Raw genomic sequence first — 22,358 nt, forward strand, 5'->3', positions numbered from 1 at the left:
GCTTTATGGTTTTAAATTACATTTGGGTAGCATTCTTCGTAATTGCTTTCATTGTGGCATTCATCAAACTCCTGTTCATGGGCAATACTGAAATCTTTACGGAGCTTGTCAACTCCACATTTACTTCCTCGAAAACAGCATTTGAAATATCCCTGGGACTGACTGGTATTCTTTCCTTGTGGTTGGGCATCATGAAGATTGGCGAACAGAGCGGCATGATAAATGCATTGTCCCGTTGGCTGAGTCCTGTGTTCTGCCGCCTCTTCCCTGAGATTCCGAAAGGACATCCCGCCATGGGTTCCATCTTTATGAACCTCTCTGCCAATATGCTGGGACTGGATAATGCCGCCACCCCCATGGGGCTGAAAGCCATGAAGGAACTGCAAGAGCTGAACCCGAAAAAAGACACAGCAACCAATCCAATGGTCATGTTTCTGGTACTCAATACTTCCGGACTGATACTGATTCCAATCAGTATTATGATGTACCGCGCACAGATGGGCGCCACGCAGCCTACTGATATATTTATTCCGATACTTATTACGTCGGCCATCTCCACCCTTGTGGGAGTAATTGCTGTCAGCATTGCCCAGCGCATCAATCTCATCAATAAACCTATCCTTATCCTCATCGGCTGCATCAGCCTTTTCTTTGCCGGACTCATCTACATGTTCACACTGCTTGGACGCGAAGAAATCGGAACGTATTCTACATTGGTTGCCAATATCATTCTGTTCAGCATCATCCTGTTGTTCATTGTCTGGGGATTGTGGAAAAAGATAAATGTATATGATGCTTTTGTGGAAGGTGCCAAAGAGGGATTTACCACTGCTGTACGCATCATTCCTTATCTGGTGGCATTCCTGGTGGGTATTGCCGTATTCAGAACTTCCGGTGCAATGGATATGCTGGTAAGCGGTATCGGTTATGTAGTAGGACTGTTTGGTGTGGATACCAGCTTTGTAGGCGCCTTGCCCACCGCGTTGATGAAATCATTGAGCGGTAGCGGTGCCAACGGACTGATGATTGACACCATGAAAGAATATGGTGCGGACTCCTTCGTGGGACGAATGAGTTGCGTAGCGCGTGGTGCTTCGGACACTACATTCTATATTCTTGCCGTTTACTTCGGCAGTGTGGGCATCACCAAGACACGCAATGCCGTCACCTGCGGACTGATAGCGGACTTTGCAGGCATTATCGCTGCCATCATCATCAGCTACATCTTCTTCTTTTAATTTTTAATTTCTAATTCTTAATTAATATGGTTTCCTATCAGACAGACGGCGTAGATATGCCCGCCATCAAAAAAGGCACAACAACGGAATGGATTAAAGCCGTTGCTGCCACTTACGGAAAAAGAGTCGGTGAAATCGCCTATATTTTCTGTTCCGACGAAAAAATTCTTGAGGTAAACCGCCAGTATTTGCAACATGACTATTATACTGACATCATTACTTTTGATTACTGTGAGGGTAACCGCCTCAGTGGTGATCTCTTTATCAGCCTCGATACAGTGCGCACTAATGCAGAGCAATTCGGCAGCGATTATGAAACAGAATTGCACCGTGTGATTATTCACGGCATCCTGCACCTTTGCGGAATCAATGATAAAGGTCCGGGAGAACGGGAGATAATGGAAGAGGCAGAGAATAAAGCGCTGGCGATGAGATAAGTACACAGGAGCGTAGTGAAGGATCTACTCTCCTGAATCACAGAGAGAAGATCCTTCGACAAGGATGACAGAATGATGCGCTTATCAGAGTCTTGCCACACCTTCTTTTTCTTGTATCCTTCGCAATCTTTATATTATTTCATTTAAGTTTCGCATGTTGCTCAACTTATTAGTTGACAAGGGAAGAAGGGGGACGAGTTGACAAGGGGAATAGTACCGATAGCCGTATTTATCTATAAAATTTCTATAAATAAGCAGACTTTCTGTCCTTGTCAACTCGTCCCCTTCTTCCCTTGTCAACTGCGAAAGTTGAGCTTGCGAAACTTGAATTATTTCAGCAAGAACTGTTCCGCACGTCCCGGCGAGAAGAGCTCCCATAAAGAAGCAACCGTCCAGCCCGGGGCGAAGATATTATTATAATATCCTTTACCATTGCGTCCATAGTCCCAGTTGGTATGTTGTACCACTTCAGGATAATAACCCACCTTTGCGATGCCACACATATGACCTTCATAGGGCAACAACTGACGCATAGAGGTAGAAATTACTTCGGCAAAGTCAGCGAAGCGCGGTTCATTATATTGCTTGGAAAGCCAATGCAGTACATCTGCAAATTCGAAGATAAACACATCAATGTGATTATTCTCAACCGATACATTCCCCCAACCACGGGTTTTCAAACCAATGTCACCTAACATCTGTCCTTTTGCAAAAGGAACATCCCAGGTATAATACCAGGACAAGGCGAAATAAGCAGCTTTCTTTGCCAGGTCCGCATAATGGATGCGCTCGGCTCCTTTAGTGACCAGAGCCAGATAGTATGTAGCTGTAGCAGCATACAAAGAGGCCTCCTTGTCTTCACAATTGGCATCCAATGTTGACGAGAAATAATCAGCTTTGGATATCAATTCCTTCTCCAGATAATCTACCGTACGTTTTGCACTTGCCAGATAACGTTTGTCTTTGAAGTATTTATAGGCCATTACCAAAGGTAGAGTGGCCGACGGGGTACTGCCTCCACTGGCATCTACAAGAGAAAAGTCGTCCTTGAACTTACGCGGGAAACTACCATCTTCATTCTGCAAACGAAGGAAGGAGTCCAGTATACCTTTTATACGCTTCTCCCATTCAGGATGTTTACGTTTCTGCTGCTTCTCGTAATTCAGATAGTTCAATACGGCATATACACCTTCGGACTGACGACGGATGCTATGAACAGGATCTTTCGAAACATGATTGTAGTGAACAACCTCATTGAAGAACCCTACCTGAGAGAAGCCATTTTGAAGATAAGTATCAAAAACACTATTGGCATTATCCACCAGGTCTGTACGGTTTTGCTGCGCTCCATACTCCAAAGCATTAAAAGCATTGAGTAATGTGCGTCCTACAAAACCAATTTCAGCAACATCCGTACTGGCACAAGTAGCTGTTTCCAACTCTACTCCGGAATAGTAATGGGTAGGTGTATTATCCACATAACTTTCCACAAAGAAGTTACTCATAACCTCTTTCATTCTATCCACCGTATAAGGTGTATTGACAGGTTCCGGGCGATTCGTATCATAGCTATATTCCCAAGTGCGCTGTATGCATTCCGAGAAGTCAGCCGCATCCACTTCTGCCAATTCCCAGGTCAGAGAAATGCTATCGCCTTTGCGAAGCAACTGGAAAGCCTCAACAGAGGGAGCCAGTGTCAACTTACGAATATAAGTTTTTGGCGCTTCTTTATACGGAAAACCGAAAGAGAGCACACTTATACCTTCTATATTCTCAAAACCTGTATAACCAATAGATGTTTCACCGGATACGATCACTTCCCCTTCTTTGTGAGTAGCCAACGCATCTTTATCGAACTTATCAATACGAAGTACTGACATTGACTTCCTGCTTACAGGATTGAAAATAGCCGTCAACGGAGTACTCAAACGGTCCTCACGCACCAACCAGCTATCGGAAGTATGGAATGAAGGTGCCTTTTGCGGTGAACGCAGATTACGGCGATACCAGAATCCCGGCATATAAAACTGGCAATCGGCATGCTTATAACCGGTCTTTACTTGTTCCCCATAATTGAAATACACATCTTCCAAAGCATTTATCACAACGTCAACACGTTGTTTTCCATCTCTTTCCGTAACTTTCCGGGTAATAACCAACGGCAGTTCACTATTTGCCCGGCAATTGTATGTTCCCTCTTGCGCTTCCTGAAGAATAAGCGAATATTGCTTTGCCTCATTCCCCGGTACTTTCAAAGAAATAAAAGCCGAGACATTCTCCGGAGCAGCACTCATAGCCGACATTTCGGCAATACCCATCAAAAGTATTATCCCCAAAAACAATCTTTTTACTCTCATAATTATATCTAATCTATTTCAATTCATTATTAGAACACCGGTGCGGCAGACTCTATCGACGGAGAATTTCCAGCTACTGAAGGCCATCCGCCCTTCCACTCAACTTTATCCATCATTAACACGCGACCTTCAGGGCGCCGAGTACTCACGGCATGATAGAACATCCAATCGTTACCCGCCTTGTCCTTTACAATCTCAGAGTTATGTCCGGTGCCCACAAAGGCATCATTCTTATGAATCAGTACTTCATGATGGTTATCCAACATCTTTCCGCCATTTTTGTCTACATATGGACCAAACAGATTCTTGGAACGTCCTACCACCGTAGTATAAGTACTCTTCAATCCCTCGCAACAAGTGCCTATCGAAGCAAAGAAATAATAATACCCCTTTTTCTTATGGATGTAGGTTCCTTCATAAGCTGTTCCTGCTACCTGGCAGGGCGTGGCACCCTCTTTAACTGAAAGTCCGTCGTCCGACAGTTCAATAGCATAAATTCCCCGGAAACTACCCCAGAAGAGATACTTCTTTCCCCCATCTTCTATATAGAAAGGGTCGATAGAATTCTGCACATTGATTTCATTACTACGGAACATCTTTCCACAATCCGTGAAAGGTCCTTCGGGTTTATCGGCTATGGCACATCCGATGCCACATGTCCATTCCCCACCCCAGACAGACATGGAATAATAAAGTACATATTTGTCGCCTATCTTATTGATATCGGGAGCCCATAGCCCCCCCCTTCGTTCAAAATTCGGACGGGTATCTTTTGTAAATGCAGTGCCCACATACTCCCAGTTCACCAGATCTTTGGAACGGTGGATAGGCAGATTCCGAATGTCTTCGGTGGCATACAAATAGTAATAGCCATCATCACCCTTAATAACAGAAGGATCAGGCAGGCTATAATTTACGACCGGATTCTGATAAGCTTTAATGGGCTTTTTCGCCATAAGCAAACAGCTTATGGCGAGAAAGACTCCTATAAACAATGTTTTCTGCATATATTCACATTTACTATTTACAAACCGGAGCTTCTGCTTCAGTAGAGGGGCTATTGCCAACAATCATTGGCCAATCATTCTCCCAGACAATACGATCAATCATCAGATAACGTCCTTTGCTTGGGGTGTGTCTGTCATAACTATGATATAGCATCCACTCATTACCTTCGCTGTCCGTCACAATCTCTGAATTATGGCCCGGGCCTACAAAACGATCGCTAGCTCTGATAAGTACTTCATATTTATTATCGAGCATTGACTCTCCGTTCTTATTCACATACGGACCTAGGAAAGAATTCGAACGGCCTACAACAGTTGTATAAGTACTCAACATGGAGTTACAACATGAACCAACCGAAGCGAACATATAGTAATAATCACCACGCTTATGAATGTAAGGTGCCTCAAATGCAGTACCTGCAACCTGTACTCTTTCTTTTTTAGCTGTTGCGAGGTCAGGATATACTCTTGTACCATCAGCATTCAATTTCACAGCATACAGACCATTGAAACTACCCCAAACCAACCATTTCTGTCCATTGTCTTCAAAGAAGCAAGGGTCGATAGAGTTTCTTACATCAATTTCATTTGAAGTGAACAACTTGCCCTTTCCATCGACAGATATATCCAGTGTGAAAGGTCCTTCGGGAGAATCTGCCGAAGCGATACCGATACCGGCAGTGGCGGGTTTACCCATGGCAGACATGGCATAATACAAGATATATTTATCGCCAATCTTTTCAATGTCCGGTGCCCATACTGCCGCACCCGATTCTGTTACGAACGAAGGCTTCTTATCAAACATCTTACCACCTTCTGTCCAGTTAATCAAATCCGTTGATTTACGGACTACAGATGTATTAGTGGCATATACATAGAACGAATGATCGTTTTCTTTCCAGATGGTAGGGTCACCCACACTGTAGTCAGTCAGCGGGTTTGAATAGGGGTTGTTATAAACCGGCTTTTTATGATCATCATCCGAACAGGATGCCAAGGCTCCTGTCAGAGCCAAGGCAAACAATATATATTTACTTCTCATAATCAATTATTATATCTTTGTTCAAGTTCTTCTACAGGAATATTGTCTTCATAGCCATCGTAACCATAGTTCTGGTTGATGCGGCCTTGTGTATTGGACTCTATGGCATTACGCGGAACAGGCCACAATACGTGATAAGGCTTCATAATAAAGGCATTGGTTGAATAATAATATTCTGTTGCAAAGAAGTTGTTCTTTTCCATTATGCGGTCATAGTACCAGTTCTTCTCCGAGAAATTGCTGAGAGAATATCCGTCTATGCCCTTTTCTGCTTTTAGGAATGCGATACGTGTCAACTCAGTCTTACGATGGTCTTCCATGAACAGTTCTCTGGCTCTTTCATCCAGGATATCTTCCAATGTAACAGATGAGAGTTCCGGTGCATTCACACGGCGGCGGATTGTATTCACATCAGCAGTAGCCAGATCAATTTGTCCTAACCACCAGTATGCCTCAGCTCTGTTCAGGTAAGTTTCAGCAAGACGGAAGATGTATTGGTCGGTGAAACCACCTACAGGCACTTTACCTCCCGCATTCGGATCATCTTTGTCAATCAAAACCTTCACAATCGGGAAAGAGAAATAGCAACGCATTGTGTCTGAACAGTAAGCAGGATCAACCGGTTGACCAAAATAAGCAGCACTACCACCCTTTGAAGCAGGCAGGTTATATTTGATACGTGACTTATCATACCAGTTATTGGAATTATGACGCATATCATCACCGCAATCCTTCCACAATTCATACTGTGCATAGTTGGTAGGACGTATCTTGGCAAGACCTCTACCCAACTCTTCCAACTGCTCGTATCCGTCATAAATACCCGATGCATCTGTCGTTCCGTTCTTACCATCAGGTGTCTTCACTTTGCTTCCGGCATGCCATTGCGGTACGAAGTTACGCTTACGTTTTGAGCCACTCGGAGAAGAACATCCGTCCAGACCGTAGATTTCCTGACCGATCATGATACCTTCTTTGTTCTCAACAATGCTGATATTTTCTTCTTGAAACAAGTCGTTATATACATCTTTACTTTTATCACCAGAGTTAATACCGAAACGTTCGGTCATCAGGTGCAATCCGTAATTGTTGATGCATCGGGTAGTTGCATCTATTGCCTGCTGGAAATCGCCGGTAGCCAGACAAATTTTAGCCAGCAAATGTTCACCTGCAGCCCTGCTCACAGCACCACGAATCACCTCTTTAGGCAACCATTGCACGGCATATTCCATATCTTTCTTGATATTAGCCAGGATCGTCTTACGGGAAACTGTGTTAAAGTCCAGTTTGGCACCAGTAATTTCTTCACCAATCCAAGGTATATCACCAAATTGGTTGGTCAGCAAATAGTACCAGTAGGCACGATGGAAATATCCTTCTGCAAGACAAGCGTTTCTGTCTTCTTCCGAAGCCATACCGTCAGCTTCAGGAGCACGGGTAATGACTGTATTGGCATACTTAATACCGTTCCAGCCGAAAACCCAATAACGGAGGTGCAGATACATATTAGTGGTAGGAGTCAACTGGGTCACCATATTATGTATTTCCTTGGTTTCAGGACCACCCATCACGGCCAAGTCAGACCAAGCATATTCATAAACAGAATAGGTTTCACAATTTCCAGAATTGAATGCATCTCCGAACCATTCAAAATTCATCTGCTTACGGCAAAGGCGAAGCATGGTTTCCAAACCCGCCTTATCCACGAAGGTATTTTCCGGTGTCAGGAACGACATAGCCTTCGGTTCAAGATCAACACAAGCAGAAAGACTGGCAGCTATCAGGCAAGTGGCCAGACCTTTTAGTATATTTTTCTTTGTTTTCATTTGAATATCTTTATTTAATTATTCGTTCTATCAGATTATAAGGTAATATTTACACCGAATGTCCAGATACGCGGAGTAATGGCCTTAGTCAAAGGATCGGAAGTTCTCCACTTAGAAATAACGAATGCATTATCCACATTAATACTGAATCTCAGGTTATCAATCATAAACTTGTTAATCAGCTTCTTCGGGAACGTATAAGATAATGCCATATTCTGCATTCTTACATAGTTTCTCTTTTCGTAGATGTTCACACCCGGGCTGTCGATGTTTGCACCCAGACGGGCATATTTGCTATTTTGGTTCCAAGGTGTCCAGTACTCAGTCCAAACTGAGTTTGAAGTGTTATAGAAGCGATTAGTTTCGTTTCTGGGCAGATTATCAATATCCATCCAACCAAATTCTCCACGCAATACGAAAGAGAAGTTGATACATTTGAACAAGTCCAGGTCACTGCTCAGTGTCATACGGTGTTTCGGAGTTTTGTTACCCAACCAAAGTTTATCCTCGTCATTGATCTTACCATCATTATTGACATCCAGCAATCTTGGGTCACCCGGTTGCTTACCATATTTTGCAGCTTCCAGTTCTTCACCCAATTGCCATACACCAATCCATTTATAATCATAGATTTCATCAATAGCATGTCCGATGTACCAGCCATTCTGTACGTCATCGTCTTCACGCTGACCGATAACATTACCGTCTGCATCCAACACATTAATCATATCACCATACAGGTGCTTGATTTCATTTTTATTTGTAGAATAAGTAAATGTAGTAGTCCAACGTACTTTAGAGGTATTCACGTTTACACTTGACAAAGTCAACTCAGCACCTTGGTTAGCAATCTCTCCCAGGTTGGAAGCAATGTTACCATATCCAGAGATTTCGGGCATAGCGCGGTCCATCAACAAATCATTCGTCTTATTCTTGTAGAGTTCTACCGAACCACTCAATCTGTTGTTGAACAATCCAAAGTCAACACCTAAGTTGAAACCGGTAGTAGTTTCCCATTTCAAGTCTCTGTTGGCCAAACTTGAAGGATACACACCTTTATAGTTTACCCCATTTTGAATAACGTTGGTAATGGTCAGTCTTGAGAAAGCAGCATAACGGCCGATGTCACGGTTACCGGTCTGTCCCCAGGAAAGACGCAGTTTCAGGTTATCAATCCATTTCACGTCTTTCAGGAACTTTTCTTCCGACATACGCCATCCGGCAGCGACCGTAGAGAATACGCCGAAAGGATTATTTTGTCCGAAAGCGGAGAAGCCATCACGACGTACGGAACCCGTCAGCAAATAACGATCCATCAATGAGTAGTTCAAACGCCACAACAAGCCATTACCAGTCTGCATTTCGTCAGTTGAGCTGACCGTAGGAGTGATACCCGCCTGAATGCCATGATAGCTCAGCGCACCGTTAGGTTGGAAACCTTCATTATTTCCTGTACTTTTCCAGTTCTGGTACTTTTCAGCAGTATATACGAAGGTAAAGTCAAAGTTGTGTATTTTGGCAAAAGTGCGGTTCCACTTCAACATGTTATCAATGCTCCATTCATAGTCAGAATAGTCTTCACGTTTTGCTTTGCCACCTGCCACTACGCCCGGTTTGATATCAGAGTCAAAATAGTAATCTTTTCTCCAACCATAGCGCACGTTGAAAGTGGTCTGCCAGGTAAATCCGAACGGAAGAGTCAGCTTACCATAAACACTTGAATTGAAATTCTGCGTTCTATAATATTTATCGTCCACTGTGTGGTTCAATAACGGATTGGCAATACGGTTGTCATCCCAAGGTCTAACCTTGATGCTTCCATCAGCTTCGTAAACATCACCAAAGGGACTGGCTGCCTTAGCTGCACCCGTATCCGCCTTAATATTATCCGAGCCTTTATGAGTGAACTGTGCATTCAAACCTATATTCAACCATTTTGTAATCTCAGTATCCAGGTTCACACGTGATCTTGAGGCACGGAACTGGTCGCCTACAACGATACCGTCATTATTAGTATAACCCAACGACACATAATAATTAGTTCTTGCCGTTTTACCGGAAACAGATGCAGCGTAATCCTGTCTCAAACCATTCTGATAAACAAGATCCATCCAGTCAACGAATTTACCGGCTTTGTAGTTTTCAACCTCAATAGGGTTGAACTCCATACGTTGCATCCAGGTTTCGGTGTAGTCACCGGAGAAAGAAGGATCATAGGCTGCCCATTGTTCACGAGAAACGCCTGCGGGCAGATTATCAGGATTATCATAATAACCTAAACCTTTTTGCTGGTCGCCCGGTTTAAAGTAGTCGATTGTCTTGTAGTAATCGGAACGTCTCTGCATATACTGTGCAGCAGTAGGCATTTCGGGCATAAAGGTTGCCTGCGAGACACCAATCTTTGTACTTACATTAATAATAGGTTTCTCGGAAGTACCTTTCTTAGTATTGATAAGGATAACACCAGCCGAACCTTTAGAACCGTAGATAGCAGTAGAGCTGGCATCCTTCAGGATATCCATACTTTCGATGTCGTTCGGGTTGACGTCTTCAATATTGCCATAGAATACTACACCATCCAAAACAATCAAAGGAGAAGTACTGGCTTTCAATGATTGCTTACCGCGAATCAAAAGTCCGGAAGCACCGCCACCTGCATCAGTAGAAGGAGTGATGTGTACACCGGGAACAGTACCTACCAGAAAGTCAAGAGCATTTGTGGCTGCTCTGTTCTTTGTTACTTCCTCGCCAACGTGTGCCACGGCACCCGTTACGTCTTTTCTCTTCATCGTACCGTAACCAACCACAACAACTTCATCCAACAATTTAGAATCCTCAACCAACATAACGTTCAGAGTTCTGGTGTTGGCATCAATGGTTTTCTCCATTGTCTGATAGCCGATGAATGAAAATACTAAAGTAGTTTTTTGTGCGGGAATGTTCAATGAATACTTACCATCCAAATCAGTAATAGTACCCAAAGCAGCATTACCTTTTACAGTTACGTTTACTCCAATAACTGTTTCGCCCGTAGCATCTTTAACGACACCCGTAACAATTCTGCCCGACTGAGCCTGAACATAAACCGTAGAGATTAGGAGAAGGAGTAGCATCCTAATCCTTGCATCAGAAAAGAATTTTGAAATCTTCTGCTTCATAATATTAAATTTTAAAAAAATTGTAAAGTCTTTATTGGCTTTAAAGCAAGACAAAAGTAGATAATCAAATAAATAGTCGATAATACAGTTATCTCTAAAAAAAGAAAAAATGTCCCAAAATACCTGCCAGAAGGTTTTAGAACGGCAATAGACACAATAATCTCAATTGTGGGACGCATCTGTCATTTTACTCATACACTGTGAGTTGCAAGACTGAACAGCTAAGAAACTTTAAAGAAAAAATAAAGGTGCATCCTCAACAGAATACACCTTTATTCTAATAATATCGAATATGAAAGAAAATATGCTGCTATTGCATACAAGCTAATCAAGAGCCTGAACGGCAAGTTCCCCTCTTTTATTCGTTGCAGGCAGAGTGATTTCCAACATTCCTGCATGGCCGGACCTGAACTTGACGGGGTTGCCATTGAAAAACACTTTGTATGTATGCCCCGCATCCATACAAACAATCATGCAACGTTCATGCGGTTTCGTTGAATCATCAAAAGAGATTTCCGCCCTATACCCGGAGCAATCATCGCTAAATTCACTTTTAGTAAGCCAGATTTCAAATCCTGTGGAAACCTTACCCGGTTTGTAGTAAGCCGCAAACCAATTCAAGATAGGAGACGAAAGTCCGGAGAACTGATGCCATCCCGCCCCTCTTCCCGAGGAAATAATGAAGTGCTCGAAGGTGAAATAACTCTCTGTACACTCCTTTTCCCAGTTATCAAGAGCCGTATGCGCCACCCGGTAAGCTTCTTCTCCTTTATCCAAGTCTAAAAGAGCTTTCCACATCATCCATTGATGGGGAAACCAGACAGCACCGTTCCAATATCCGTCTACCTTATAATAAGGGGCGGATTGATCGACTGTAGATATGCCTACCTTAGTCCACAACTCATCAGGAGAAAACAGATGTTCCACCAACTTGTCTGCCTGAACGGAAGAACAGATGCCTGCCGCCAGAGGGGTTACTCCATCCAGTCCCTTATTAAAGTTAGAGTGGTCCTTATACCGGAAAATATCTTTCGCATTGCCCAAAGAGTCGTGAACCACATATCCGTAATACCCGCTTTCTTCGTCCCACGCATAGGTTTGTAGTGCATATGACAGTTGATTAATGGTTCGCTCATACTCCTTCACGTCTTTTTTCAGTCCCAGTTCTTTAGCTGCCAGACGTAGAATCTTTGCAGCACGGAGATAATAAGCAGAAGTCACCACAGGAGTAACAAATCGGGTTTGCGATTTAGTGCGGTGCAACTCATGCTGGGGCGGATAATCGTCCCATCCACCGGAATTATAGAAATAATCCCAGGTGCGGAGCAAACCGGAACCTTTCATCCGGGTAGTGGAATAAGGCTCGTTTCCAACCATGAAATCAAAATATTGTTTCAGACGTGGATACAGGAATCCCAATGATTCGCGTGACAGACTGTTATTCCACAAATCGAAGCAGGCATACATCTGAATGGGCAACGGAGTGCCATGATGAATGAAAGCCGACTCGCTACCCACGGGAGTGGTATAAGCCTTGATACACTCGAAAGCCTTGGCAGGGTCCACATCAACCAGCCCCAATGCTATGAAACCGGAGTCCCAGGTATAGAGACTGTTCCAATTCTTTCCCGGTGTGAAGTGCCTGATATACTCTTTCTGAGTATAAACCGGATATACAATATTCGACAAAAGAGAAGCTTGCAACAGGCGGTTTCCCAAGAGATACTTCTCTCCGGCAGGCAGTACTCCGTCTTTGGAGTTCACATCTTTTGCAGGCTGTATCTGTGCGATGAGTTTGTCCGGGGCAGAGTGGAAACCGGATAGTTCCTGTTTCACCTGTTCCTTATCTCCACTGCACACCAGCATATAGATGGTCTGTTCGGAATTGGGTTCCAGCACGACGGGGCGCAAAAAGGCGTTTGCATAATGCCACTTCCTGTCGCCCGTCAGCCTCGAAGAGACATGATCGTGCACCCGTCTGCGGAAAAAAGACTCCAATTCACCGTTCAGAATCTCGCGCACCTCCGAATGCTGGTAGTTCCAGGCCACACCATAGAAGTTCTCACAATCCTTGTATTTCAGGATGAAGTCCTTCCTCCCCTCTCCCACTTCCATCACGGGAGTGAAGGGAATTGGTGCAGAGGTGACGTTCACACGGCTGATTTCATCGCTATCTCCTATAAAGAAACCATCCAGGCTGATGCTCACGGTGGAAGCGGAAATAAATTCCAATTTATACTCCCCTGCCTTTTTACAATGGTAAGGGACGGACAGGAAAGAAAATTCTCCTGTACCCTTTAATTCTACAGGCTGCTGCGTCAGTCCTTTCAGATTTAGAACGGCGGTTTCCCCTTCTTTTACCTTAAACCGGAGTCCTATGGCGCCGCTCTCATATCCCGGAAGGATATTCACCAGATAAGTCAGACGGTCGCCTTCGTTTCTGCCGAAGCTCCGGCCCAGAATGGAGCCGTCGAGCGACGAGGCACTCCGCTCTTCATTCCGTTGCCAACCGTCATACACCAGCCGATACTGGGGAGACTGGCGGACAGGTTCATTCTCCACATAGTCAATGGCATTGTACCATTGCAGGCGGGATGTCCCCGTAGCGGTTACTTGCGGTTGCGTCTCGGGATAATCGATGTAAGCCATCTGATTCAGGACCAGATTCTGGGGCATACCTGTACGGTTGACACAATGTATCCCGACCAGTGTACGGTTATCATCCAAAACGTGATAGGTGACATCCGTATAGACCCGGTCTTTCCATTCCAGCTCGTAGCGGTAGGTGATGCGGGTCATCTCCGGGTTTATCTCCCACGGATAGTAGGATGACTCGAACAAGACATGTGGCACCAACTGACGGTTCCGGTAGTATCCGGGCATCACCGAGAAGTCAAAACGTATCCCTTTGCGCATATCGGGTATGTGCGAGATGCCGGCATAGCGTTTTGAGTAAGGGCCCCATGCATGCAAGGAAGCTATGTCATGGCTATTGTCCGAAGAAGGTGAAGAAAAAACAGCTCCTGCACAATAGAGGGCCATTATTGCGGCCAGAAATGTCATCAAGTATCGTTTCATCTATATATTGTAGTTTTAAAATTCGGCACTATAAGCACTCTTACATAATCAATTTATAAAATAGCAATCTGCGCTTAAAAATATTTACACCAAGAACCTATCATAAAACAGTCTGTACTTTAACCTAATTCAGTCGTATACTGAATGGCAATGAATATACGACTGAATGCCATTCAGTATACGACTGATTCCTATTCAATTATCCCCCTATTTCAAAAGAGACTATTCCTCTGATATACAGATTGTTATAAAAATCTTCAAAAACAGTAATTAATTTCACCAGATTTCAACACACAAACTTCTGAAATATCATTTTCCAACTCCCTTTCCGGGGAATCCGGACTCACTTCCCGCCCCAGCAAATGGATTGCAAGAACCACGTTGCCTGTTCGTTCTTCAGCCCCTGGCATTCCAATACCGAAGGCAATTCATGATAGCTTTTCCAGAAACCGTCGATTAAAGCGGGCATTTCTGACGGAGCATACATCACAGCCTCATTCAGACTTCCCATCTTGCCAAACTCTTCTTTAAAGACAATATATGAATTACGGTACTTCAGTTGTTCCATAGATTTCGCAATTCTTCGGGATACTCCCAAAAGCCCGTTCATATCCACCTTTTCGGCGGGATAGACTATCTTAATCACTTTTTCCTGATTGCAAGGCAATTCCGGCAAATCTACCAGCAAGGCAAAGTCTTCGGCCGAATACGTGTATTCTGCCGGGCTCCCATTCACCGTGACGGACAGGGGAATTAGCGACGAAAGCACTTTCACCTTGAATGCACGGGCAAGAGGCATCTCTTTATAACTGCCTTCGCGCTTGCCTATGACAACAGTCTGCTCATTGCCACTACGGGTAGTAGTCAGCTTAGTCACCGCATACTCGGATGCATAGCTCTTATCATTTCCGTTATCTTCATACAGGCTGAATGCCGATGTACCGTTTCCACCGGGAAATACCGTCACCGCTATTTCTTCGTCGTTACCGTTCAGGTTCATCACGTTCTCCTGATAGAGAGGCAGTATGGCGCCCGCCTTTATATAGATGGGATATTCATCAATGGCAAAAGAGCGCTCCACAACGCGGTTGCCTTGCAACAAAGCGCCCGTATGCCACTCGTACCATTCCCCCTCCGGCAGCCATACACGCACCTGTGCATAACCATCCTTTGCCGGAGCCGTAACCGGCGCCACCATCACATCATCTCCAAACATATACTCATTGGTGAATTCATAAGCTTCCTTATTCTCCGGATAGTCATAATACATAGGGCGGCAGAGTGACAGCCCGTCATCATATCCCTTGCGGGCCATGGTGTAGATATAAGGAGCCATCACGTAGCGTTGACGAATCGTCTCACGGATGATGTCGCAATATTCCTTGCTGAACACCCAGGGTTCCTTATTCAGTTTGGCTCCCTTCTGCGAGTGGGTACGCATTATCGGGCTCAGTGCTCCGAATTGCAGCCAGCGGGTGTACATTTCGGGGTCTATCTGGCTACCGATGTGTCCGCCCAAGTCATGACTCCAATAGCCGTACAACACATTGGAGGCGGTAGAGTTGAAGTAAGGTTGGAAGTCCAGCGACTTCCATGAAATCACTGCATCACCCGAGAAACCCACCTGATAACGATGATTTCCCAATCCTCCCCAACGGTGGTAGAGCATCGGGCGCGTATCCCGGCGTTGTTCCATATCACTAAAGAATGCGTAGTTGATCCACCAGGTATTGCTCAGGTTCTTCATCTTCGGGTCGAACATTCCCTGCTGCCAGTCCAGCCACCAGAAGTCCACTCCGTCTTTCTCCATCGGAGACAGGATGTTCTTGAACATATTCTTCATGAACTTCTTATCTGAATTTACCCAAGGGATTGTCTGCTTTGTAGCAGGGTCCACTCCCATGTCTTTAGCCATTTCCGGGTATTTTTCTTCATAAGCAGCCACTCCGTCTGCCGGATGCAGGTTGAGTGTCACTTTCACATTGTTCTGTTTCAGGTATTTCAGGAAGCCCTGGGGATTGGGGAATAAATCTCGGTTCCAGGTCCAGCCGGTCCAGCCCCCCTTGCCTTTCTCGGTATAATGCCAGTCCATATCCACTACCAGCACATCCAGAGGTATCTGATAAGTATAGAAATTATCAATCAGATTACGGAACTCTTTATCGGAGTACAGCCAATAGCGCGACCACCAATAGCCGAAGGCATAGCGGGGAGGTAACGGCATCTTGCCTGCAAACAAGGTATAGTCTTTCAGGGCTTGTTTATAGTCGTGCCCGTAGGCCATGAAGTACCAGTCCTGGCCTTCATTGGCGGAGCGTTCCTTAGCCCAGTCCCAGTCCGGATCATTGTCAAACAACAGTCCCCGGGAGTCGTCAATGAGCGACCAGCCATCGGTTGCCAGCAGACCGTCTTCCAGTTTCAGTTTATCCCCTTTCTTGGTGTCAGACACCCAGGTTTGGGTCTGTGTGTCACCATCCATTCCGTCAAGGGTGCGGTAGGTGCCTTTCAGGTTGCCTTTCTGTTGCATTCCGGGCTTCCAGATGAACGGAAAAGCTCCCTTCACAGCTTGGATTACCAGGTTATTGTCTGTGAACTGTCCGCTGTCTTTTTTATAACGCATCTTCATTTTGGAAGTTGTTATTTCAATCCACGCGCCTTTTGCCTTCACTTTGTAATTGACGGGCGGATACAAGCGGTCTACAGCAATAAAAGATTTGTCGTCTACAAACTTCCCATCCGGGGCATACTCCAGACGGAGCGTTCCATCCGATATGACCGTAAACCGTACATGGTTGTCAGCATAAGCAATATTCCTCTGTTCATCCTGTGCTCGTAGTGACAACAAGACACCTTGCAAAATACAAAGAATAAGTGTTAACTTCTTCATCATGGCAATATTGATTTTAGTTTCGGGTGGGTTGAGGTCCCATATACGAACGCTTCATACCTCCGAAGTCCAATACTATTTTCTGCACCACAGTTCCGGCATCGCCACAGATGATTTTCACGGTATGTTTGCCCGGTTTGTCTATATGGAGAGTGGTTTTGTTGATTCTGCAATTCTTCAATACGCTTTCATACCATATCTGGGCATATTCGAAAGAAGAAGTGGACGGAGTCATCACAGGACCTTCATCGATGCATACGCCGTATTTGGTTTCTACGTTCGTTGCTTCATGTCCGGCATATCCCCTGTCCTTGCTTATCGTGAAGGTAGGCAATACATAAGTATATACATCTACCGAGCCCTGCTCGAAAGTATAGAAATCGTATTCCAAACGTGGTGTGCTGCGCCCTGCTGTGCGTTGTGCCGGTGCCAGGGGATCGCCTAACTGAACGGCTGTATTCTCGCAGCCCAGATTGGGAATTACTCTCATCTTGATAGCGTCATTTTCTACCTTACGGTGGAAACCTGCGGCATCAATTGAAACATATCCGTTGTTCTCAACATACAAAGTATCCATTTCGGCCAATGAAGGAGAAGTAGGATTGAAGACAGAGATGTAAACGCTTTCTTTTTCGCCACGGTCGGACATGATGTCCAAAGTTCCGAGGATTCGCTCACCGGCCGGAACTTTCGACCAGTCGATGGATACCTCTATACGGTCTTCGGTAGCAGTCTCTCCGGACTTCTTACTCACCAATATCCAGTCATTCGTAACAGCCGTTTTCCACTTCAACGGAGTGGCCCCCTTGTTAAATACATCTACATAATATGACTGACGCAGATAAGTATTAAAACAAGGCAATGAGTGGAAACTTTTCAGCCCTTTCAGCACATCCTCACCTTCTGCCATCACACCCAGAGAAGCTACAGGAGCCAGTTCAATGTCTCTCAACTTCGGAAGTTCAAAGTAAGCGGCTGCAAATCCCTGCTTCATGGTCATCACATGATCCCACTTACCGTCGAGCAATGAATTATAGCCTTTGGTGATTACTTCGAGACTGTCATAACAAACTTTTGCCGACTTCTCCAGTTCTTTGGCACTGGCTCTTTGCTGAATAGAATACCAACGGTTTCTCTGTCCATCCAGTATCATTCTGTTCAACAGTTCACATCCTTTCACCGGATAGTACAACGACTGATAGAAACAGGCTTTTTGCTTCTCGTCGGACATGTTGTTCAGAATCTTCTCTACAACACTTCCAATACGGCGGTATTCACTCAGGCGATTGTCCACCTCACGGTAGTTGGTAAGTGAGAAGTCAGTATCGGTATTCCGCTCTTTTCCATGTTTATCGGTGGTCCACTGGTAACCCCATCCCATAAATTCGGGTTTGCGGGTAAAGGCCAGCTTATAGAAAGAGTCAACCACGTCCTGATACTCACTGCGGTATTGGTCGCCCAACATGCCGCACAGCCATTCCGTACGATAGTTGGCAGCTCTCTCGAAGTTGAAAGAATCGATATCAAAAGCCATTGTCAAGAAGTAATCGACAGCAAATTCACACGACTTGATGTCACCGGCATTCAGCAACCAGATGCGGTCGGCTGTTGCATCATACGCTTTGCGGAGTTCTTCGTACATCAATGTAGGAGAAACCGTGTTCATCCAAAGGTGGTCATGAGGCTTTCCAAGGTAAGAAGAGTGATAGTACACACCGGAACGTCCTGAACGTTTCTGCTCTTTCGGACTGCTCAGACGCTTCATATAGCCATAGTTATCATCCGGCCAAATGATAGTTACATCATCCGGCAGTTCCAGACCCTCGTCGTATACATCCAGCACTTCTTTGTAAGGAGTAAATGCCTGGGGAATCTCTTCGCCCGGTTTACCGATGGCATCAATCAACATCTGTCTTTGTGCCATCAGTGCTTCCTGGAGCATATCTTTCCGGTCGCCCATATCATTGCTTGCATTCATGGCCCGGTCATGCAGTCCGCGCAATGCCAGGGTATATACATTTTCAAAAGGAGCACATTCCTTCACGCGTGCATTCAATACGCTGTCTACGCCTTTTTTATTGTTAATGTAGTCCCATTCGCCCATTGTATCGCGCTTCCATTCGCTTGCCGTATTAAACAATAAAGGTTCGCAATGAGAAGCCCCCATGAGGATGGCAAAGCGGTCTGCAACCAGTCTGTTTTCAGGAATGCGGTGGAACGCCATGGATGCATCGTGCATGGCCGGACATAGATAGTTGGCCTGAAGACGAAGCAGAAGTTCACAAACCTTAGCATAAGTACGGGGACCGAAATTGCCCACTTCCTTCTCGAAGTTTCTCTTCGACCAACGGTAAAGACCCCAGTCTTCATCATTGATAAAAATGCCTCTGTACTTCACAGTAGGCTCCTTGGAGATATATTTGTCTACCTTCAGGTTCAATTGTTCTTTCTTCACAATGGGAGCATCTGCCCACCAATACCAGGGAGATACACCGATGGTTCTCGATATGGACAATAATCCGTAAGCAGCACCTCTGCGGTCGCTACCCACAATAACCAGCGCCTTGTCTACTCCGGGGAGAGGATTACGAACGAGTTGCACCAGATAGCTTTCCCAACGATTCTTCAAAGGTTCCACGTTCAGTTTCTTCTTTGCAATCATTTGGTCTATCCACTCATTGTGACCGAGAGTTCCGACAATGATACAATTCTTCTGAGGAGCTTCCTTGGTAGTAGCAACACCCAGGATTTGTCCGCTCACTTCTTTCACGTCATTTGCAAATAGTCCCGCCGTTGTTTTTACAACTTCAAAGTCTTGTGTGTCATAGTACACGCAGGCTTTATCCTTCTTGCCTACGAGACTGAATACGTTGGAACCGCTACTATTCTGTGATAGCGAAACCTGAGCCAGCGCTACCGAAGAACTCAGCAGCAACATACCTCCCAATAAAATAGATTTAAAAATACTCATGGTTTATTTATTGATAATTTATAGGTTACTTTTCCATCAGCGCAACCACACACCAGAGATAAGGTCCTTGTGCATGGAAATCACCGGTACGGCGCGGACGGTCGTAATAGTATTGTTTGTCGTTTTTCTTGTTGGTACCTACGCAAATCTCTCTCACCTGATTCTTTTCGGTAAGGTAAGTCACCAAAGCCATCCATGCCTTGCGGGCTGCCGGAGCATACTCTTTAGCATTCAGCCATCCATTCTTTACACCCGTAATAAAAGCGAAAGTAAACATGGCGGAGCCTGATGTTTCAGTCCAGCAATCAGGGTCATCGAGCAACTGGTTCCACAGACCTTCCGGATTCTGATATTCCTTCAGACTCTTCATCATAGTCAGGTAACCTTCCATGATGCGGGGACGGTCTTTGTGATTCTTGGGCAAATAGCGAAGCAACTCCGCCATACCTGCTGCCATCCATCCATTTCCACGTCCCCAGTAGAAGGGCACGTCCGGTGCATGATAGAAAAGACCGTTGGGACGTTGCAATTCATCCAGATACATCACCATCTCTTTGGCTGCACGGTCTATATATTTGCTGTCATTAGTCACCTTGTAAGCATGCGTCTGTACAATGGTAATCATGTACATATCGTCAATCCAGAGGCGTGTTTGCCATGAATAACCTTTCTCTGCCCATTCCTTCTCTTCAGGCTTTGCATCAGCAGGAACTTCCCATTGAGTATCGGCATAAGGCAATCCCAGTTCTTTGTAGCGTTCGTCCTTCGTCACCCAATAGAGTTCCAAAGGCAAGCTGCCGAACATATTCAAATCTACATGGTTCTTGATAGGCAACAATGCCTTTTCTGTAGTAAACAGATGCTCGAATCTGGCTTGTAAGAGCTTGATGAGTGCTTTATCTTTGGCTGCTGCCGCATATTTAAGAGAGCCGTTCCAGTAGAAGGTTTCAGGATAACCAATCCACTTTCCGGCATGCAATGCATGTTTCTCGGTTACAAAACGGTAGGCTATGCGTCTGCCGATTTCATCTGGAGTATACCCTTCGGGAAAATTCTTCAGAAGACTGGTCTGAGCGATTAATAACTGAAAGGATGATACTAAAAATAATAATGCGAATACTTTCTTGTACATAACAATTTGGATTCTATCTATTAAACATTCTGATAATTTACGATTTCCGGTATATCCGGTGATATTACTTCACCTTCAACAGTTTCTTGGTGTCATCACAAACGGCTACTGCCACTTTGGAGTCTGCACAACCGTAATAAAGATATAGCTTCTTCTTGTAATAGGCCAATCCTTCGATAAACACGGTTCCGTCTTTATACTGTCCGCTTTTCTCGAAAGAGGCTTCAGGCATAAAGAAAGGTTTGTCCAGACGGTTCAACACTTTATAAGGGTCTTTAGAATCAAGCAAAAGCTGTCCGGCACAGTAAGCGCCTGCCGGATAGTTTGCATCGCCTCTCTTTTTATCATTCTTACCATTATACATCAGCACAATGCCTTGTTTGGTACGAATGGCGGGAGGACCGCACTCAGTCATCTGGCTGTCGAAATAGCCGTTACGTGGTTTGGCTATCTTCAATAACTCATTGTTCTTATCCAGCACAGGATACCAGTCTGTCAGGTTGTCGGAAGTAGCTGCATGTACGGCATATTCTCCCCAATACATGAAGTATTTGCCATCTACCTTGTCTATAACCAACTTTCCGCCTTTTACTTTAGTAAGAATGGAGGCTGATTTAGTAGCGATTCTGGTAAAACGTCCGTCATACGCTTTTTCAAAAGCAAGACCGTGCTTGGTCCAGTTCTTCAAATCTTTGGAAGTAGCTACTGCAAGGCGGGGGGTCTTCCGATTCCATGCCGTATAAATCATGACGTATAATCCGTCTTCGGTCATAGCCACCCGTGGGTCTTCACAACCACCCGGGCACTCTATGCTTTCAAAATCATCGCCACCGGGGAAAAGTACCGGACTGTCTGAGCGCTTCATGGTCACTCCGTCTGCACTTTCGGCATAGCCGATACGTGAAGTTCTTTTTCCAATACCTTGTGCCGAATTGTCCTCGGCACGGTAAAGCACAACAATCTTTCCGTCTTTCACGGTAGCGGCAGGATTAAAAGTGTCGCTTTCCTCCCACTTTACCTGTTCCTTTCGCATCGGACAATAGAAAGAGGTGGGTTGCGGTACAATCACAGGATTGACGCCTTCCGGACGGACGAACGGACCAACCACCCAGTCTTTCTGCTGTTTCTTATCTGCATCGCCTGAAGAGGGCAAAGTAGAAAAACTACTCAGTGACAACACCCCTACCAGACCAACTATGAGTTTTAGCTTCATCTTAGTTTCTAT

At 45.0% G+C, this 22,358-nt stretch carries 12 protein-coding genes; 2 read left to right on the forward strand and 10 right to left on the reverse strand.

The genetic code is table 11. The features are described from left to right. Window positions 1–5: 5 nt before the first annotated feature. Together QZ135_RS07920 and ybeY are read left to right on the forward strand one after the other, a co-directional pair. Window positions 6–1,238 carry a nucleoside recognition domain-containing protein gene (locus tag QZ135_RS07920; protein WP_294607586.1) on the forward strand — a complete coding sequence of 411 codons (1,233 nt, stop codon included), beginning with the start codon at window positions 6–8 and terminating at the stop codon, window positions 1,236–1,238. A 26-nt stretch (window positions 1,239–1,264) separates the two neighbouring features. After that, complete coding sequence (gene ybeY, locus QZ135_RS07925) at window positions 1,265–1,675, forward strand: rRNA maturation RNase YbeY (RefSeq protein ID WP_294607590.1); 411 nt, start codon at window positions 1,265–1,267, stop codon at window positions 1,673–1,675. Between the two features lie 329 nt (window positions 1,676–2,004). Here the strand turns inward: ybeY and QZ135_RS07930 are convergent, their stop codons facing one another. From QZ135_RS07930 to QZ135_RS07975, 10 genes are all read right to left on the reverse strand, one after another. Then, window positions 2,005–4,032, reverse strand: coding sequence for a hypothetical protein (locus QZ135_RS07930; RefSeq protein WP_294607593.1), 2,028 nt, complete (start codon window positions 4,030–4,032; stop codon window positions 2,005–2,007). A gap of 29 nt (window positions 4,033–4,061) precedes the next feature. Then, the gene (locus QZ135_RS07935) at window positions 4,062–5,039 is read right to left on the reverse strand and encodes a family 43 glycosylhydrolase (protein WP_294607596.1); all 978 of its coding nucleotides are present in this window, start codon (window positions 5,037–5,039) and stop codon (window positions 4,062–4,064) included. Between the two features lie 13 nt (window positions 5,040–5,052). Beyond that, window positions 5,053–6,081 carry a family 43 glycosylhydrolase gene (locus QZ135_RS07940; protein ID WP_294607597.1) on the reverse strand — a complete coding sequence of 343 codons (1,029 nt, stop codon included), beginning with the start codon at window positions 6,079–6,081 and terminating at the stop codon, window positions 5,053–5,055. A 2-nt stretch (window positions 6,082–6,083) separates the two neighbouring features. Next, on the reverse strand, window positions 6,084–7,907 hold the full coding sequence (locus tag QZ135_RS07945) for a RagB/SusD family nutrient uptake outer membrane protein (protein WP_294607599.1): 1,824 nt from the start codon (window positions 7,905–7,907) through the stop codon (window positions 6,084–6,086). Window positions 7,908–7,942: 35 nt separating this feature from the next. Further along, window positions 7,943–11,065, reverse strand: a complete 3,123-nt coding sequence (locus QZ135_RS07950; RefSeq protein ID WP_294607601.1) for a TonB-dependent receptor — start codon at window positions 11,063–11,065, stop codon at window positions 7,943–7,945. A gap of 324 nt (window positions 11,066–11,389) precedes the next feature. Further along, window positions 11,390–14,143, reverse strand: a complete 2,754-nt coding sequence (locus QZ135_RS07955) for a trehalase family glycosidase (protein ID WP_294607604.1) — start codon at window positions 14,141–14,143, stop codon at window positions 11,390–11,392. Between the two features lie 343 nt (window positions 14,144–14,486). Beyond that, complete coding sequence (locus QZ135_RS07960; RefSeq protein ID WP_294607607.1) at window positions 14,487–17,033, reverse strand: glycoside hydrolase family 31 protein; 2,547 nt, start codon at window positions 17,031–17,033, stop codon at window positions 14,487–14,489. 13 nt (window positions 17,034–17,046) lie between these two features. Next, the gene (locus QZ135_RS07965; protein ID WP_294607609.1) at window positions 17,047–20,001 is read right to left on the reverse strand and encodes a glycosyl hydrolase 115 family protein; all 2,955 of its coding nucleotides are present in this window, start codon (window positions 19,999–20,001) and stop codon (window positions 17,047–17,049) included. A gap of 25 nt (window positions 20,002–20,026) precedes the next feature. After that, on the reverse strand, window positions 20,027–21,133 hold the full coding sequence (locus tag QZ135_RS07970; protein WP_294607613.1) for a glycoside hydrolase family 88 protein: 1,107 nt from the start codon (window positions 21,131–21,133) through the stop codon (window positions 20,027–20,029). 64 nt (window positions 21,134–21,197) lie between these two features. After that, a complete protein-coding gene (locus QZ135_RS07975; RefSeq protein ID WP_294607616.1) occupies window positions 21,198–22,346 on the reverse strand; it encodes a glycoside hydrolase family 130 protein in 1,149 nt (382 codons plus the stop codon). Between the last annotated feature and the right edge of the window lie 12 nt (window positions 22,347–22,358).

The organism is uncultured Bacteroides sp., assembly GCF_905207245.1.
GTDB lineage: Bacteria > Bacteroidota > Bacteroidia > Bacteroidales > Bacteroidaceae > Bacteroides.

Coding starts and splice junctions, on each gene's coding strand:
- QZ135_RS07930 (WP_294607593.1), bottom strand. CDS start 4,032: ATGAGAGTAAAAAGATTGTTTTTGGGGATAATACTTTTGATGGGTATT.
- ybeY (WP_294607590.1), top strand. CDS start 1,265: ATGGTTTCCTATCAGACAGACGGCGTAGATATGCCCGCCATCAAAAAA.
- QZ135_RS07965 (WP_294607609.1), bottom strand. CDS start 20,001: ATGAGTATTTTTAAATCTATTTTATTGGGAGGTATGTTGCTGCTGAGT.
- QZ135_RS07950 (WP_294607601.1), bottom strand. CDS start 11,065: ATGAAGCAGAAGATTTCAAAATTCTTTTCTGATGCAAGGATTAGGATG.
- QZ135_RS07945 (WP_294607599.1), bottom strand. CDS start 7,907: ATGAAAACAAAGAAAAATATACTAAAAGGTCTGGCCACTTGCCTGATA.
- QZ135_RS07940 (WP_294607597.1), bottom strand. CDS start 6,081: ATGAGAAGTAAATATATATTGTTTGCCTTGGCTCTGACAGGAGCCTTG.
- QZ135_RS07955 (WP_294607604.1), bottom strand. CDS start 14,143: ATGAAACGATACTTGATGACATTTCTGGCCGCAATAATGGCCCTCTAT.
- QZ135_RS07935 (WP_294607596.1), bottom strand. CDS start 5,039: ATGCAGAAAACATTGTTTATAGGAGTCTTTCTCGCCATAAGCTGTTTG.
- QZ135_RS07975 (WP_294607616.1), bottom strand. CDS start 22,346: ATGAAGCTAAAACTCATAGTTGGTCTGGTAGGGGTGTTGTCACTGAGT.
- QZ135_RS07920 (WP_294607586.1), top strand. CDS start 6: ATGGTTTTAAATTACATTTGGGTAGCATTCTTCGTAATTGCTTTCATT.
- QZ135_RS07970 (WP_294607613.1), bottom strand. CDS start 21,133: ATGTACAAGAAAGTATTCGCATTATTATTTTTAGTATCATCCTTTCAG.
- QZ135_RS07960 (WP_294607607.1), bottom strand. CDS start 17,033: ATGATGAAGAAGTTAACACTTATTCTTTGTATTTTGCAAGGTGTCTTG.